This window comes from Paraburkholderia rhynchosiae (genome assembly GCF_002879865.1).
Classification (GTDB): Bacteria; Pseudomonadota; Gammaproteobacteria; order Burkholderiales; family Burkholderiaceae; genus Paraburkholderia; species Paraburkholderia rhynchosiae.
In genome coordinates, this window is record NZ_PNXY01000007.1 from 299,188 (window position 1) to 315,049 (window position 15,862).

General features: G+C 61.0%; 13 protein-coding genes and 1 pseudogene. 8 read left to right on the plus strand and 6 right to left on the minus strand.

Features of this window, described 5'->3' with window-relative positions; translation table 11 throughout:
- Positions 1 to 64 precede the first annotated feature (64 nt).
- From C0Z16_RS13035 to C0Z16_RS13060, 6 genes are all read left to right on the plus strand, one after another.
- Positions 65 to 1,342 carry an ABC transporter permease gene (locus tag C0Z16_RS13035; protein ID WP_102632557.1) on the plus strand — a complete coding sequence of 426 codons (1,278 nt, stop codon included), beginning with the start codon at positions 65 to 67 and terminating at the stop codon, positions 1,340 to 1,342.
- 15 nt (positions 1,343 to 1,357) lie between these two features.
- On the plus strand, positions 1,358 to 2,197 hold the full coding sequence (locus C0Z16_RS13040) for an ABC transporter permease (protein ID WP_102632558.1): 840 nt from the start codon (positions 1,358 to 1,360) through the stop codon (positions 2,195 to 2,197).
- A gap of 152 nt (positions 2,198 to 2,349) precedes the next feature.
- Positions 2,350 to 3,408, plus strand: a complete 1,059-nt coding sequence (locus tag C0Z16_RS13045) for an OmpA family protein (RefSeq protein ID WP_102632559.1) — start codon at positions 2,350 to 2,352, stop codon at positions 3,406 to 3,408.
- A 108-nt stretch (positions 3,409 to 3,516) separates the two neighbouring features.
- Positions 3,517 to 4,152, plus strand: coding sequence for a response regulator transcription factor (locus C0Z16_RS13050; protein ID WP_102632560.1), 636 nt, complete (start codon positions 3,517 to 3,519; stop codon positions 4,150 to 4,152).
- 11 nt (positions 4,153 to 4,163) lie between these two features.
- Positions 4,164 to 4,733, plus strand: a complete 570-nt coding sequence (locus C0Z16_RS37400; RefSeq protein ID WP_146014307.1) for a hypothetical protein — start codon at positions 4,164 to 4,166, stop codon at positions 4,731 to 4,733.
- A gap of 62 nt (positions 4,734 to 4,795) precedes the next feature.
- Entirely contained in the window at positions 4,796 to 5,752 is a 957-nt protein-coding gene (locus C0Z16_RS13060; RefSeq protein ID WP_244201227.1) for a hypothetical protein, read from the plus strand.
- 130 nt (positions 5,753 to 5,882) lie between these two features.
- On the opposite strand, the gene acnA is transcribed toward C0Z16_RS13060, so the two are convergent.
- From acnA to C0Z16_RS13090, 6 genes and pseudogenes are all read right to left on the minus strand, one after another.
- Positions 5,883 to 8,600 carry an aconitate hydratase AcnA gene (gene acnA / locus C0Z16_RS13065; RefSeq protein ID WP_102632563.1) on the minus strand — a complete coding sequence of 906 codons (2,718 nt, stop codon included), beginning with the start codon at positions 8,598 to 8,600 and terminating at the stop codon, positions 5,883 to 5,885.
- Positions 8,601 to 8,645: 45 nt separating this feature from the next.
- Positions 8,646 to 10,097 carry a bifunctional 2-methylcitrate dehydratase/aconitate hydratase gene (locus tag C0Z16_RS13070; RefSeq protein WP_102632564.1) on the minus strand — a complete coding sequence of 484 codons (1,452 nt, stop codon included), beginning with the start codon at positions 10,095 to 10,097 and terminating at the stop codon, positions 8,646 to 8,648.
- A 25-nt stretch (positions 10,098 to 10,122) separates the two neighbouring features.
- Positions 10,123 to 10,629, minus strand: coding sequence for a hypothetical protein (locus C0Z16_RS13075; RefSeq protein ID WP_102632565.1), 507 nt, complete (start codon positions 10,627 to 10,629; stop codon positions 10,123 to 10,125).
- A 103-nt stretch (positions 10,630 to 10,732) separates the two neighbouring features.
- Positions 10,733 to 11,901: pseudogene (gene prpC, locus C0Z16_RS13080) on the minus strand (bifunctional 2-methylcitrate synthase/citrate synthase).
- Positions 11,902 to 11,926: 25 nt separating this feature from the next.
- The gene (locus tag C0Z16_RS13085) at positions 11,927 to 12,925 is read right to left on the minus strand and encodes an HpcH/HpaI aldolase/citrate lyase family protein (protein WP_102632566.1); all 999 of its coding nucleotides are present in this window, start codon (positions 12,923 to 12,925) and stop codon (positions 11,927 to 11,929) included.
- A 275-nt stretch (positions 12,926 to 13,200) separates the two neighbouring features.
- Positions 13,201 to 14,184: a malate dehydrogenase gene (locus tag C0Z16_RS13090; protein ID WP_102632567.1), complete on the minus strand. Its 984-nt coding sequence runs from the start codon at positions 14,182 to 14,184 to the stop codon at positions 13,201 to 13,203.
- Positions 14,185 to 14,765: 581 nt separating this feature from the next.
- Between C0Z16_RS13090 and C0Z16_RS13095 the strand changes: the two genes are divergently transcribed.
- Entirely contained in the window at positions 14,766 to 15,566 is an 801-nt protein-coding gene (locus tag C0Z16_RS13095; protein WP_102632568.1) for a GntR family transcriptional regulator, read from the plus strand.
- 156 nt (positions 15,567 to 15,722) lie between these two features.
- Positions 15,723 to 15,862: succinate dehydrogenase, cytochrome b556 subunit (locus C0Z16_RS13100; protein WP_425182548.1), on the plus strand; the 140-nt coding region annotated here is incomplete at its 3' end.

Sequence of the window (15,862 nt, forward strand, 5' to 3'; positions counted from 1 at the left end):
CCGTATCGGTGCAATGGGAACGCGCGCGCTCGTTCGAGCAATGCCGCGAAAGTAGGAGACGGGTGTGACTACGATGACGATCGCCGCCGATTCGACGCAGGAATCAACGGGCCGGCTCAAGCGCGAACTGAAGGCCGCGGAATCCAGAAAGCGCGCCATGGCGCTGCTGCTGGTTGCGCCGCTCGCAATTTTCCTGCTGCTGATCTTCGTCGTGCCGATTGGCGCGTTGCTGACGCGCGCAGCGCAGAATCCGGAAGTCGTGAACGCGCTGCCGCATACGCTGAGCGCCTTGAGTTCGTGGGATCGCAAGACGCCGCCGCCGGATGCCGCCTACGCCGCGTTGGCGACCGACCTCACGGCGGTCGCGGACAGCGACGGCATGGGTGCACTCGCGCGACGGCTCAACGTGGAAATTCCTGGCTATCGCTCGCTGGTCGCGAAGTCGGCGCGGGCGATGCCGTTCGTCGACGACAACAGCAAGCCCTTGCAACTGACCCCGGCGCAATTTCGCGCGAAGTTCGCCGAACTCGACGAACGCTGGAACGACATCGCGTACTGGCAAGCCATCGCCAAAAACGGCAGTCCTTATTCGCCGTTCTACCTGCTCGCCTCGCTCGACCACAAGCAGGACGCGTTCGGCCACATCATTGCGACCGATCCGGATCAACAAATTTATCTGAGCGTGTTCAGCCGCACCTTCGTAATCGGCGCGGCCGTGACGCTCTTTGCGCTGCTGCTCGGTTATCCGCTCGCCTACTGGATTTCGACACTGCCCGAGCGTCGCGCGAATCTGGTGATGATTCTCGTGCTGATCCCCTTCTGGACATCCATCCTCGTGCGCGTCGCCGCGTGGATCGTGATCCTGCAAAGCGAAGGGCTCGTGAACAAGGCGCTGGTCGGCAGCGGATTGCTGCATGATCCGCTCGCGCTGCTGTTCAACCGTACCGGCGTCTACATTTCGATGACGCATATTCTGCTGCCGTTCATGATCCTGCCGCTCTATAGCGTGATGAAGTCGATTCCGCCGACCTATCAGCGCGCGGCCATTTCGCTCGGCAGTCATCCGTTCGCCGCATTCTGGCGCGTGTATGTGCCGCAGACTTATCCGGGCATCGGCGCGGGCGCGTTGCTGGTTTTCATTCTGGCGATCGGCTACTACATCACGCCGGCGCTGCTGGGTGGCCCGAACGACCAGATGGTCAGCTACTACGTCGCGTACTTCACCAACGTGACGATCAACTGGGGCATGGCGTGCGCGCTCGGCGGCCTGCTGCTTGCCGCCACGCTCGTGCTGTACGTGATCTACGGGCGCTTCACGCGTTCGTCGCTGAGCCTTGGCTGAACGGAGCCTATCGACATGAAACTTGCCAAGCCCCTGTTCGCGCCGCACACGTCTTTCGTGGAGCGCGCGTGGTACTTCACGTTGCGCGCGCTTGCCGTGCTCACGCTGCTGTATCTGATTCTGCCCGTCCTGGCGATCGTGCCGCTGTCGTTTTCGTCGAGTACATTTCTGGTGTATCCGATTCCGGGCTGGTCACTGCGCTGGTATCAAAATCTGATTGCGTCTGACGAGTGGCGCATGGCGGCTAAGAATAGCTTTATCGTCGCGCCGTCCGCGACCGTGGTCGCGACTGTGCTCGGCACGCTCGCGGCGATCGGACTCACGAAAGCGAACTTCCGTGGCAAGGGCTTGCTCATGGCGATCCTCATTTCGCCGATGATCGTGCCGGTCGTGGTGGTTGGCGTCGGCATGTATCTGTTTTTTGCGCCGCTCGGGCTCGCCAATACTTACATCGGCTTGATTCTCGCGCATGCGTCGCTCGGCGTGCCCTTTGTCGTGACGACCGTGGCCGCGACGTTGCAGGGTTTCAACTACAACCTCGTGCGCGCGAGCCTGTCGCTCGGTGCGAATCCGGTGAAAACCTTCTTCCGCATCACGTTGCCGGTGATTGCACCGGGGGTGATTTCGGGCGCGCTGTTCGCGTTCGCGACTTCGTTCGATGAAGTCGTGGTGACGCTATTCCTCGCGGGAGCAGATCAGACGACGCTGCCACGGCAGATGTTCACCGGCATCCGCGAGAACATCAGCCCGACTATTGCTGCGCTCGCCACCATCCTGATTGTTTTTTCGACGTGTCTGTTGCTCGCGCTCGAATGGCTGCGCGGTCGCAATGCGGCGCGGGCGGTCAGAGCTTGAGTGCCGGTTAATGCGTATCACGAACTTTATTGATGGAGCATGACAATCAACAACTCATGACATCGTTCTAAGATTCATCCCATTCCGCGGGCTTCTGCGTCTCGTCATACTTTTATCTCTCGATAAGAAGATGCGCACGACGCAGACATCTAATGAAAACCCCGCTAACCGTGCTTGTGTGTGCGCTGACACTAACAGCTTGCGCGGACCACGCCGCGCGCGCACGGCTCGGCATCGAAGACTCCACCCTGCTCAAATCCGGCATTGGCGCCTCGCAAGACGAGGCGGCAGGCGCGGCTAACCCGCAATGGGTCGACACCTACGCACCCGTCGTGAGCGGCGGTCCCGCGCTCGCATCGTTGCAAGCGCGGCTCAATCGGATGCCGCCGGAACAGAACGGCTACTTTCGCGCGAAGGCCCAATGCTGGATCGACGCCGGTCAACAGGCACGGCAGGCCGGCGACCATTGGGGCTTCGTCGAAGAGGCAACCGGCCAGGCAGCGACGATCGCCATGGGTCTAGAAAACGGCACGTCGCTATCGGCTGCTAACCCCGCGCTACGCACTGTGTCCACGGTGCGTCCCGATCTTTGGAAGATCGTCAATACCATCAAGTCGGATCCCGCCATTGCCTCTTGTCGCGAGGCGCAACAGCCGCTCGCGTGCGCCGAAGTCGAGCTGATGCAAGCGGGTCACGACGCATGGATGCGGAGCTTCTCAAATGCTGAAAAGCGTCTGCCTGATGTACAGGATAACTTGCGCAAGTCGGCGCAAACGGCGCTGCAATGCAAGCAGAACGTACAGGCGAGTGCAGCGGCGCCGACTGGAAAGTTGCACAAAGCAGTCATGCTGCGCGCCGACTCTCTATTCCGTTTCAATGGCGGTAACGATGCGGCAATGCTGCCCGCGGGCAGACGCCAGCTCGATGCGGTGGCACACGGTCTCAAAACGGTTCGCGGAGTTCGCGAGCTAAACATCACCGGATACACCGACCGTCTCGGCGACAACGCACATAACGAGAGCTTGTCCTTGCAACGCGCACAAACCGTGGCGCGCTACCTGCGCGCTCGCGGCGTCACATTGCCGATCGCGATCCGTGGCCAGGGCGGTGCGAACCAACTGGCTGACTGCCGGCAAACGAAGCGCGACGACATGGTGCGATGCCTCGCGCCAAACCGCCGCGTGGAGATCGAACTGGTAGCCGATTCCTAAGGTGCCTTTGCCTCGCGGATGGATATCGCGGTCAGAAAAAGAACAACGGCGGACACCCGTCAGGCAGTCCCAACCGGCAACGGAAGTTTTTCAGGAGAAATGCAACACATGTCAACTATTCTGATTATCGACGACCACCCTGCGTTCCGCATGATCGTGAGATTGCAGCTAATGCAGTTGCTTTCTGTGGAAGACGTGATCGAGGCGGACAACGGCCAGACCGCTGTCGAAATGGCCCGGCAATACAAGCCGGACCTTGCCATACTGGATCTCGACATTCCGCGCATCAGCGGGCTCGATGTCATTCCGCGCCTCAAACTCGTGCATCCGCCGATCCGCGTGATCGTGCTGTCGGGGCACGACCCGGCCACGTTCGCGCCGCGTGCGATGCGCTCCGGCGTTCACGGTTTCGTGGGCAAGTCGCAGGAGATGAAGGAAATCATGCGCGGCGTGGAAGCGGTGCTCGCGGGCTATACGGTTTTTCCGGTGGCACCGAACGGCGCGAGCATTGCACCGGGAGGCTCACCGAGCGGTGAAGAGGGCAGAATCATGCTGCTTTCCGACAAGGAACTCGTGATTTTGCAAATGCTCTCGAAAGGCATGTCGAACAAGGCAATCGGCGATGCGCTGTTTATCAGCGACAAGACAGTGAGTACCTACAAAAGCCGCATCCAGGAGAAACTCGGGCTGTCGTCACTGGCAGCATTGATTGAGTTCGCTTCGTTGCACAAGCTGATCGACTAGATGTTGCGGCCATGAAAAAAACGAGCTTGCATGACAGGAAAAACGCCGGCCTCGGGCAGCGGGGGCAAGATGCCGATAAAGTAGAACACCAGCGGTCAACGCAAGTCTCTGCTCACGCCGCTGGGGAATCCGCGCAGCCGGCTGACGGTGATGTACAGCCATGTGATTCTCGTGATGCCTCGCGGCATGCCACCAGAAACTTTAGCGCTTCTTTTGAACCATCTGAGCCCTTGCCACCGTTTGAGCCCTTTGAGCGCCGTTATCTCGACGCGCTTGCAGAAGAAGGCATCGATCTCGACGCATTTCTGGACGGCTGGTGTCGAGCGATGCATGACGACCTCGGCCGTCTCTGCGATCTGCGTCGGAAAGGCGAATTGGCCCGTCTGCCAGGTTTGCTGCACAGATTGAGCGGAGCCGTGGGTCTGGTCGGCGCACAGAGTCTGATGGAAGCGTTGCGGCACGCGAGTCTGCTGCTCCCTGAGCACAATGCCGCTTCAATCGATGCGCTCACAGCACGTACCAGAACCTTGATCGCGCAACTCGAAGCAAGGCGCGATGCACACCGGGGCGGCAGACCATGAACAGGCCGCTAGCCTTGATCGCGGGCGATCTGGCGCTGCCCAGTTCGCGCCCGCTCGCGGGTTTGCCGCCGCCTTTCGGCTCGGGGCGACGGCTGACCTCCAGCTCGGAGCCACGCGCACCGCAACGGGCAATCCCTGGCGCGCCAAGATATACGGCGTCTGCAAACCGTCGCAGCAGACTTCCGTCGAACGCCAAGTTCCTGTTCTTCTACAAGTTGCCGCAGCGGTCTGACCATTCCAATCGTTTCGACGAGCAATTGGCTGAAGCCCGGCGTTACCTTGAAGCGGACAACGTACGTCCACGTTCGTCCCGTTCAGACCGTGTACTCGGCGCCACCATTTTCGTGGGTTGCAGCATTGTGCTCGCCTGGCTGCTGGCGACCTGCTCCACGCACGACGCCGCCGACAAGCTCACGACAGCCGCAAGAGGACCTGCCACGGCGGTACATGCGAGCCCTGACCCAGCTCGTTCACTAGCAGAAGTGCAATCACGGCTGGTCAAAGCGTCGGCACGGGCGACGGAAGCATCGCAATCGATCGTCCAGAGCGCGCCTTCCGTAGCGAACCCGTTGCGCCAAAGCGCGCATCGCGCTGAACCAATGCGCTTATTACAGCGGGCGGAGCCGCAGCCTTCCGGCCGCGCGCCCCGCCATATCGCCGTGACGAACCGCCTTGCAAAAACCGATCGTCCGGTCGCTATCGTGCCCATCACACAGAGCCAAATCGAGCAGCAAACTGCATTGAGCCATTCCATCGTTTCGCCAGCGCGTCCTTCGGTACCGGAGCAACCGGAATGGGGCGCATCGCAATCGTCCGCGCAGGATTCAGCCGAGCGGGCCGCATTGCTCGATTGGGCCGCGCAGCAGCGGCGCGCGAATGTCAGTACGCGTGCAAGCATGCCGGTGCCGGTGCCGGTGCCGGTATCGAAGCCGGGCGACGTCGACTGGAATGCTCATATGACCCAGCGCCGGATTACCGATAATCCCGCCGCCTTCCAGGCAAGTGGCGCGCAGCAATAAGCGGCAAAAAAAACGGCGAAAACAAGCGGCGAAAAAAAAGCCCGACCAAGGTCGGGCTTTAAAGGTTGGCTGCGCCCTCCACAGGACGCAGCCCCTGCAAAACAGCCAAGCCGTTTGCGTTGTCGTGAGGCTAAGCAGCCAGCAGCGAACGCAGCACGAACGGCAGAATACCGCCGTGCTTGTAGTAGTCGACTTCGATCGGCGTGTCGATACGCAGCAGCACCGGAACGCGCTTTTCCTGGCCGTCCTTGCCGCGAATCACCAGCGTCACTTCCTGCTGGGGCTTGAAGTCTGCGCCGAGGCCTTCAATGTCGTAGGTTTCTTCGCCGGTGATGCCGAGCGATTGCACGCTATCCGAGCCCTTGAACTGCAGCGGCAGAACGCCCATGCCGACCAGGTTCGAACGGTGAATCCGCTCGAAGCTGCGTGCGACCACAGCCTTCACGCCCAGCAATTGCGTACCTTTCGCTGCCCAGTCACGCGACGAGCCCGTGCCGTACTCTTCGCCCGCGAACACGATGGTCGGCGTGTCCGCGGCGATGTACTTCATCGCTGCATCATAGATGGACAGTTGCTCGCCGCTCGGCTGATGAATCGTCAGGCCGCCTTCCACACGCGAGCCGTCTGCCTTCGCCGGGATCATCAGGTTCTTGATCCGGACGTTGGCGAACGTGCCGCGCATCATCACGTCATGGTTACCGCGGCGCGAGCCGTAGCTGTTGAAGTCGGCCTTCTGCACGCCGTTTTCCTTCAGCCACTTGCCTGCCGGCGAGTCTTCCTTGATTGAGCCGGCCGGGCTGATGTGGTCGGTCGTAACCGAGTCACCGAAAATGCCCAATGCGCGCGCGTTCGTGACCGCTGCGATGCTGTCTGCCGGTGTCATCGAGAAGTCATTGCCGAAGAACGGCGGCTCGGCAATGTACGTCGACTTCGGCCAGTCGTAGACCTGACCTTCTTCGCCTTCGATCTTGCTCCACAAGTCGCCCTTCTTGGTCAGCGACGAGTAGTTCTTGCGGAATGCTTCCGCGTCCAGCGCGAACTTGAGCAGGTCGTTGACTTCGTCGCTGGTCGGCCAGATGTCGCCGAGGTAGACGTCCTTGCCGTTCTTGCCCTTGCCGACCGGCTCGGTCATCAGGTCGCGCGTGATGTTGCCGGCGATTGCGTAAGCAACGACCAGCGGCGGCGAGGCCAGGAAGTTCGCGCGGATGTTCGGGTGAATACGCGCTTCGAAGTTACGGTTGCCCGACAGCACCGCTGCGGCGACGATGTCGTTCTTCGTGATCGCTTCGTTCAGTTCCGGCGTCAGGTCGCCCGCGTTGCCAATACAGGTCGTGCAACCGTAAGCGGCCAGCGTGAAGCCGAGCTTGTCGAGATACGGCAGCAGGCCGGTTTTCGTCAGGTACTCGGTGACGATACGCGAGCCCGGAGCCAGCGACGTCTTGATGTGCGGAGCGACCGTGAGGCCCGCCTCGACAGCCTTCTTCGCGAGCAGGCCGGCGGCCAGCAGCACGCTCGGGTTCGACGTGTTCGTGCACGACGTGATCGCGGCGATCAGCACGTCGCCGTTCTTCACGTTGACGCCATTGCTCGTGGTGTATTGGGCGTTCAGATCGGCTTCCTTCTTCGCAAAGCCGTTTTCCGCGACCGGCTTCGAGAACAGGTCGCTGAAAGTCGACTTCACGTGGCCGATTTCGATGCGGTCTTGCGGACGCTTCGGGCCAGCCAGCGATGGCGCAACCGAGCCGAGATCGAGCGTTACGACCTTCGTGTAGTCGATGTCGCCGTCCTTCGGAATGCCGAACAGGTTCTGAGCCTTGAAGTAGTTCTGGAACGCCGAGATTTCAGCGTCCGTGCGGCCCGTGCCCTTGAAGTAGTCGATCGTCTTTTCGTCGACGGGGAAGAAGCCCATGGTCGCGCCGTATTCCGGCGCCATGTTGCCGATGGTCGCGCGGTCCGGCAGCGACAGCGAGCGCGTGCCTTCGCCGAAGAACTCGACGAACTTGCCGACAACCTTTTCCTTGCGCAGCAGTTCGGTGATGGTCAGCACCAGGTCGGTGGCCGTCACGCCTTCGCGCAGCTTGCCCTTCAGGTTCACGCCGACCACGTCCGGCGTCAGGAAGTACACCGGCTGGCCGAGCATGCCGGCTTCAGCTTCGATGCCGCCTACGCCCCAGCCCACCACGCCGATGCCGTTGATCATCGTGGTGTGGCTGTCCGTGCCGACCAGAGAATCAGGGTAGTACACCGTGTCCGCGCCTTCGGCCTTCTTATGCACGCCGCGGGCGAGGTACTCGAGGTTCACCTGGTGAACGATACCGACGCCCGGCGGCACGACCTTGAACGTGTCGAATGCCTGCATGCCCCACTTCATGAACTGGTAACGCTCGTTGTTGCGCTGGAATTCCAGTTTCATGTTCAGATCGAGCGCGTTCTTTTCGCGGAAGTGATCGATCTGCACCGAGTGGTCGACCACCAGATCGACCGGGACCAGCGGCTCGATCGACTTCGGATTCTTGCCCACGCGCTGCGCCACGCCGCGCATTGCCGCGATGTCGGCGAGCAGCGGCACGCCGGTAAAGTCCTGCAGCACGACGCGCGACACGACGAACGGGATTTCGTCGACGCGCGCAGCGGTCGGCTTCCAGTTCGCCAGTTGCGTGATGTGTTCTTCGGCGATTTTCTTGCCGTCGTAGTTACGCAGCACCGATTCCAGCACGATTCGGATCGAAACCGGCAGGCGGTCGATCTTGATGTTCAGTGCCTTGCCGAGTTGCGGCAGGGAGTAGAACTTGCCTTTGCCGGAACCGCTGTCGAATTCCTTGAGCGTTTTGTGGAGGTTGTGGGCCATGGTGTTTTCCTTGGTTTGATCGCGGAACTACAGTACTTAACTTGATCAGATGACGTACAAATCGACGTACTCATTGACCGGCATGGCTTCGAGCCGTGCCTGATCCAGCGACACGTCGAGAATCGCCAGTTGTTGCTTGACCGGAAAGCGGCGCGCGAGGTTGGTCTTGAACTTCTCGACCAGCAACGGAATTCCGTCTTCGCGACGACGCTTATGACCGATCGGGTATTCGACTACGACTTCGTCGAACTGCGATCCGTCGTTGAATTCGACCGTCAGTGCATTGGCGATCGAACGCTTCTCGGGATCGTGGTAATCCTTCGTGAACTGCGCGTCTTCCACACAGACCATTTTTGCGCGCAGTACATCGATACGCGCGTCCTGCGCGACCGAATCTTCGTAATCCGCGGCCGTCAAGCGGCCGAAGATCAGCGGCACCGCGATCATGTACTGAATGCAATGATCGCGGTCGGCCGGATTATTGAGCGGCCCTTTTTTATCGATGATGCGGATCGCGGCTTCGTGCGTGCGGATCGTGACATTGCGGATGTCCTCCACACGTTTGCCGTGCGCGACGAGCTGCGCTTGCAATGTCATCGCCGCTTCCACGGCGGTTTGCGCGTGGAACTCGGCCGGAAACGAAATCTTGAACAGCACGTTTTCCATCACGTAAGAAGCGTACTGGCGCTGGAACTTGAACTCGTTGCCTTTGAAAAGCACGTCGTAAAAGCCCCACGTTTTTGCCGTCAGCACCGACGGATAGCCCATCTCGCCGGTCTTCGAAATCAGCGCGAGGCGCACGGCGCGCGAGGTCGCGTCACCCGCGGCCCATGATTTGCGCGAGCCGGTATTCGGCGCATGGCGGTACGTGCGCAGCGCTTGCCCGTCGACGAGAGCCTGCGAGACCGCATTGATCAACTCGTCGCGCGTGAGGCCGATCAACTGACCGACTACTGCCGTTGACGCGAGTTTTACCAGCAATACATGATCGAGCCCGACCTTGTTGAAGGAGTTTTCGAGCGCGATGCAGCCTTGAATTTCGTGCGCCTTGATCATCGCGATCAGGACGTCTTTCATCGCTAGCGGCGCCTTGCCGGCTGCGATGGCAGTGCGCGAGAGCCAGTCGGCCGTCGCGAGAATTCCGCCGAGATTGTCCGACGGATGGCCCCATTCGGCAGCGAGCCACGTGTCGTTGAAGTCGAGCCAGCGGATCATGGCCCCGATGTTGAACGCGGCCTGAATTGGGTCGAGCTGGAACGACGTGCCCGGCACCTTCGCACCGTTGGCGACGATCGTGCCCGGCACGATGGGTCCCAACAGCTTGGTGCAGGCAGGGTAAGTGAGCGCCTCGAGTCCACAGCCCAGCGTATCGATCAGGCAATGACGCGCAGTTTCCAACGCGAGCGCGCTGTCGATCTGATAGTCCAGAACGTAATCGACAATATCGACCAGGACTTTGTCCGGATCGGGTCGTACGTTGGAAATCGGAGCGGACATCGAGGGCTTTCCTGATGACGATGCGTTAGTTGCTGGTCTTGTCGATTGCGTTCGATTGCGTCGGAGCCGGTGCGCCTTGCGCCATGGCTGCCGTCTTGCACTCGTCGGCCAGACGCGAGCTGTCCTTGTCCGAGAACAGCATTGCCTTCGTCGGGATCACGACGAGATCCATGCCGGTTGCGGCGTCATGGAAGCGGTCCGCGCCCGTGGTCGTGGATTGACGCGGCAGATTGTAGTTCTTGTTGGCCCAGTGAACCGTGACGATCTGGTCACGCTTCATGTCGCCCTTCAGGTCGAAAGAAAGGCCTTCGTTGCACGACCACTTTTCCGCGCCTTCCGGAATCGCATCGACCTTCGCTTCCTTCGCCGGATTTGCCTTGCGCTTGATCAAACGGCGCGGTTGCGGCTTTTTCGCCACGGCCTTCGCGGCAGGCTTCGTGGTGGTCGCCGTTTGCGCGGCGGCGTCAGTCGCGACGGTCAGCATCGTCGTGGACAGGGCGCCAATCACGGCGGCGATCATCAGCTTGTTCATGGAGAAAACCTTTCTATCTAATTTCAGTTGAACGGTGCGCGGCCTACCGGTCCTGGCGACCGCGGGGTTGAACTGCACGCGCCTTGAAAACGCACAGCGACCGCTATTTTCTCCTATTTAGCGGCAGGTACTTCAAATTCTCAGGTCCGGTGTAATTCGCGCTCGGACGGATGATCTTGTTGTCGATCCGCTGCTCGATGATGTGTGCACTCCAGCCGGCGGTGCGTGCAATCACGAAGAGCGGCGTGAACATCGCCGTCGGCACGCCCATCATGTGATACGACACCGCGCTGAACCAGTCGAGATTTGGAAACATCTTTTTCACTTCAGCCATCACTGTTTCAAGTCGCTCGGCGATATTGAAGAGCTTGTTGTCGCCCGCTTCCTTCGAGAGCTTCTTCGCCACTTCCTTGATGACCTTGTTGCGCGGGTCTGAAATCGTATAGACCGGGTGACCGAAGCCGATCACCACTTCCTTGTTCTCGACGCGCTTGCGGATGTCGGTTTCGGCTTCATCCGGCGTCTGGTAGCGCGACTGGATTTCGAACGCGACTTCATTCGCGCCGCCGTGCTTCGGTCCGCGCAGCGCGCCAATGGCGCCGGTGATCGCCGAATAGATGTCGGAGCCCGTGCCCGCGATCACGCGGCCGGTGAATGTCGACGCGTTGAATTCATGCTCCGCGTAAAGATTCAGCGACACATGCATCGCCTCGACCCACGACTTCGGCGGCTCGACACCATGCAGCAGATGCAGGAAGTGACCGCCGATCGAGTCGTCGTCCGTCTCGACTTCAATGCGCTTGCCGTTGTGCGAATAGTGGTACCAGTAGAGCAGGATCGAGCCGAGCGAGGCCATCAGCTTGTCGGCAATGTCGCGCGCGCCCGGCAGATTGTGGTCGTCCTTCTCCGGCAGCACGGTGCCGAGCACCGAGACGCCGGTGCGCATCACATCCATCGGATGTGCGGCGGCGGGAATCCATTCGAGCGCGGCCTTCACGTTCGCGGGCAGGCCGGCAATGCTTTCAGCTTGGTCTTGTAGGCAGTCAGTTCGGCCTGCGTCGGCAGCTTTTCGTGCACCAGCAGATACGCGATTTCCTCGAATTCACAGTTACCCGCGATGTCGAGAATGTCATAGCCACGATAGTGCAGATCGTTGCCGGTCTTGCCGACCGTGCAGAGCGCGGTGTTGCCAGCCGTCACGCCGGACAGGGCGACGGATTTCTTCGGTTTGAAGCCGCCTTGTGCGTCGGCGGTTTGCGTTGTCTCGCTCATCTCCCGCGCTCTCCTGTTTGCCTGCTCATTGCTCCACTTCCACGAAAAGCGGCGCTGCGTCTGGCGGGATGGCGCGGCCAGTGGATCGCGCGCGACGCAGTACCGACCAGTAATAGCGGTAGCTCGCACGGTCGTGCAACGTATCGTGATGGCGCGTGGGTCCCCATTGGGCGGACTGCGCGGCCAGAAGAATTTCCGTAGCCGTCGCGATCTCGTCATCACGCGGCGCGAACGCGGCCACAATCGCCTCGATTTGCGCGGGATGAATGCTCCACATGCGCGTGTAGCCGAACTCGTTGCGGGCTCGCGCGGCGTCGTTTGCGACCACGCTCATGTCGCGCACTTCAGTGCTGACGTTGTGCGACGGCACCTTGCCGTGCGCATGACATGCAGCCGAAATCTCGAGCTTCGCACGCCGCACCAGCGGATGATCGAACTGGCCAGGTGAGCGCATTGCGGTATCGGGAATCGCGCCGTCGTGCGCGGAGACGAAATCCATCAGGCCGAAGCTCAACGCTTCGACGCCGGGCAGTGCGGCCAGGTCGAATACGCGTGTCAGCGCGCCGTGGGTTTCGACTAGCACCTGCACCGGCACCGGCTTCGCGATGCCCAACTCACGCCGCGTGGCCTCGATGAATGCGACCATTTCCGCGGCGTCGGGCACGTCGCGGATCTTGGGCAGCGTGATGTAAGCAGGCGCTCGCTTAGCCGCGCCTAGGATCAGACGGACGTCGTCGCGCCAGTGGGGATGGTCGAAGTCGTGAATCCGCACGCCGACGCGGCCAAAGCGGTCATGCTCGCTGCCCAGCAGCGACGCGACCAGTTCCGCATGCTCCGCTTCACGGCCGACTTGCGCGCCGTCTTCACAGTCGAGCGTGATGTCGAACACGGGCCCCAGCTGTTGCTGCAACGTGAGCGATTTCAGCATCAGCTTTTCGCTGCCGGCGTAGTGATCGCAGGCAGGCAGCACAGCGGGCGGCACTTCGCCGTCAAACAGCACTTCGGCGGGTGTAAGGGCGCGCATCTTCGGCGTCAGGGGCGTGGGTGGTGTTGAGGGAAATCTGATTCGGGCACGCTCCGCGCGGCCATGACGGCAGATACGCAGAACGCGCTCGGATCAGATGCGAACCGATCGATTTGCTCCGGTTCGCAAGAAAAAAACCGGAACCTGCGGCAGTAACGCCTGGGGTCCCCGGAGTTGCCGCTTCGCGCCAGGCCCCAAAGGGACTTTGCGCGACACGGAAAACCTCGGGCAGCCCGGCGTTTTCTCACGAGTTCCGGTTGTTCTGCATCAGATGCTTAGCCGAGCAGATGCTGAACGCCTTCGCGCTCTTCCAGCAGTTCCTGCAGCGTGCCGTCCATCTTCTCGCGCGAGAACGCGTCGATTTCCAGGCCTTCCACGCGTTTGTATTCGCCGTTTTCGCAGATCACCGGCACACCGTAGATGATGTCTTCGGGGATGCCGTACGAACCGTCCGACGGGATACCCATGGTGACCCACTTGCCGTTCGTGCCGAGCACCCAGTCACGCATATGGTCGATTGCAGCGTTAGCCGCCGACGCTGCCGACGACAGGCCGCGCGCTTCGATGATCGCCGCGCCCCGCTTGCCGACGGTCGGGATGAACGTGTTGCGGTTCCATTCGTCGTCGTTGATCAGCTTGGTCAGATCCTGACCTTCTGCGGTGGCGAAGCGGAAGTCCGGGTACATGGTCGGCGAGTGGTTGCCCCACACAGCCAGTTTTTCGATCGATGCGACCGGTTTGCCCGCCTTGGCGGCCAGTTGCGACAGCGCGCGGTTGTGGTCCAGACGCAGCATGGCGGTGAAGTTCTTCTTGGGCAGATCCGGTGCCGACTTCATCGCGATGTAGGCGTTCGTGTTGGCCGGGTTGCCGACCACCAGCACCTTCACGTCGCGGCTTGCGACTTCGTTCAGCGCCTTGCCCTGAACCGTGAAGATTTCAGCGTTGGCCGACAGCAGGTCCTTACGCTCCATGCCTTTCGAACGCGGACGCGCGCCGACCAGCAGGGCCACGTCGGCATCTTTGAATGCGACCTTCGGGTCGTCCGTGATCACGACGCCCGACAGCAGCGGGAATGCGCAATCATCCAGTTCCATCACGACGCCTTTGACGGCGCCTTGCGCTTGCGGCAGGTCGAGCAGTTGCAGGACAACCGGCTGGTCCTTGCCGAGCAGATCGCCGTTGGCGATGCGAAACAGCAGGGAGTAAGCAATTTGACCTGCGGCGCCGGTGACGGCAACGCGCTTTGCGGGCTTAGCCATTGAGAAATCTCCAGGACGATGCGTTAGACGCTAGGGAAAACGCCATTCTATATGCGCGTTCAGCGAAGCGTTGTGAAACACGGCGGAATTCACGGTTCGCGGACGGCCCGCCAATTGCGAGGCCGGCAGCGGCGCTGCGGCAAGACCGCCATGCCGGAAACCTGTACTACCGAGCGCTCCAACCCGACGCTTCGCGCCAAGCCCCCGAAAGGCAGGAAAACCCGAGAGGGCCCGGCGTTTTCTTGAAAGAGCGGGAGCGGACGTTGAGGCGCCGGGGTAGCCGCTGCACGGCGCGGGCTCCTGCAAACAGCGCGTTTCGGCAAGCGTCTGACCAACGAATGGCGGCGAATCGAAACCTGGACTGCGTGGGAACGGCGTGGTGCAGAGTGGCTGCCAAGGCCTCGCGGCGCTGCGGAACGAAGTGCAGTTCACAGCGTCCAGAAAACCCGCAAACCCTTGCTCGACAAGGAGTGTAGGAGTGGCCAGACACAAAGTCAACATTATCTTATGTCTTATATAAGACACATCTATTGTGGGAGAAATGCTGGACGCGGCCCAGCCCTTTATGATGAAATGCGCGGATGAATTCGAACCCGGCCAACACCACGAATCCGAGCGGTCAAGCGGCCGCGGGCGAAGGTGTATCCGCGGCCGTCCCTGCTGCGTCGCCCACCTTCAGTCCTCTTTATCAGCAGATCAAGGGGCTGATAACGCAGAGCCTCGAAAGCGGCGAATGGAAGCCCGGCGAGATCATTCCTAGTGAAGTCGAATTGGCGGCCAGATACAAGGTCAGCCAAGGCACGGTTCGTAAGGCGATTGACGAACTGGCCGCCGAAAACCTGCTGGTGCGGCGGCAAGGCAAGGGCACGTTTGTTGCGACGCACAACGAAGATCGCGCGCAGTTTCGCTTCCTCCGGTTACTGGCCGATGACGGCGCCGAGCATCCGCACGTGAGCCGCCTGCTCGAATGCCGGCGCTTGCGGGCGTCGGCGGACATCGCCCGGCAACTCGAACTCAAGCCTGCTGACCCAGTGGTGCTAATCAAGCGTCTGCTGCAGTTCGACGGCGAAGTCACCGTGCTCGATGAAATCTGGTTGCCTGGCGCCGTATTTCGCGGGCTCACGCTCGAGCGGCTGTCGGAGTACAAGGGTCCTCTCTACGCAATGTTCGAGACCGAGTTCGGCACCCGCATGATCCGCGCCACGGAGAAAATCCGCGCGGTGGCGGCCGAACCTTCAGTGGCCGATCTGCTGCATGTGCCGCCGGGGTTTCCGCTGCTGTCGGTCGAGCGCGTGTCCTACACCTATGGGGATCGGCCGGTGGAAGTCCGGCGCGGTTGGTATGTCACAACCGGGTATTACTATCAGAACGATCTCAGCTGAATCGGCTGGATCAAGGCGCGGCGTCTCACGCGCGCGCCTCTTTGGCGGCGTCTTCATTGCAGGTCCTGTAACGGACCTGTCGGGGTTTTCGCTGCAGCGCGATATGAAAAGGCGCTAAAATTGCGGATTAGTGTGACTACATAGTAGGGGTCTAGCATGGCTGAAGCGGTAAAAAAACCGAGGCCGGAATTCCGGAACATCGGTATCGGGCAGATCTTGACGGCGTACCGTCTTCCGCTGGCGGGGCGCGTGTCGATCCTGCATCGGCTGAGCGGGGGTCTGCTGTTTGTGTTCCT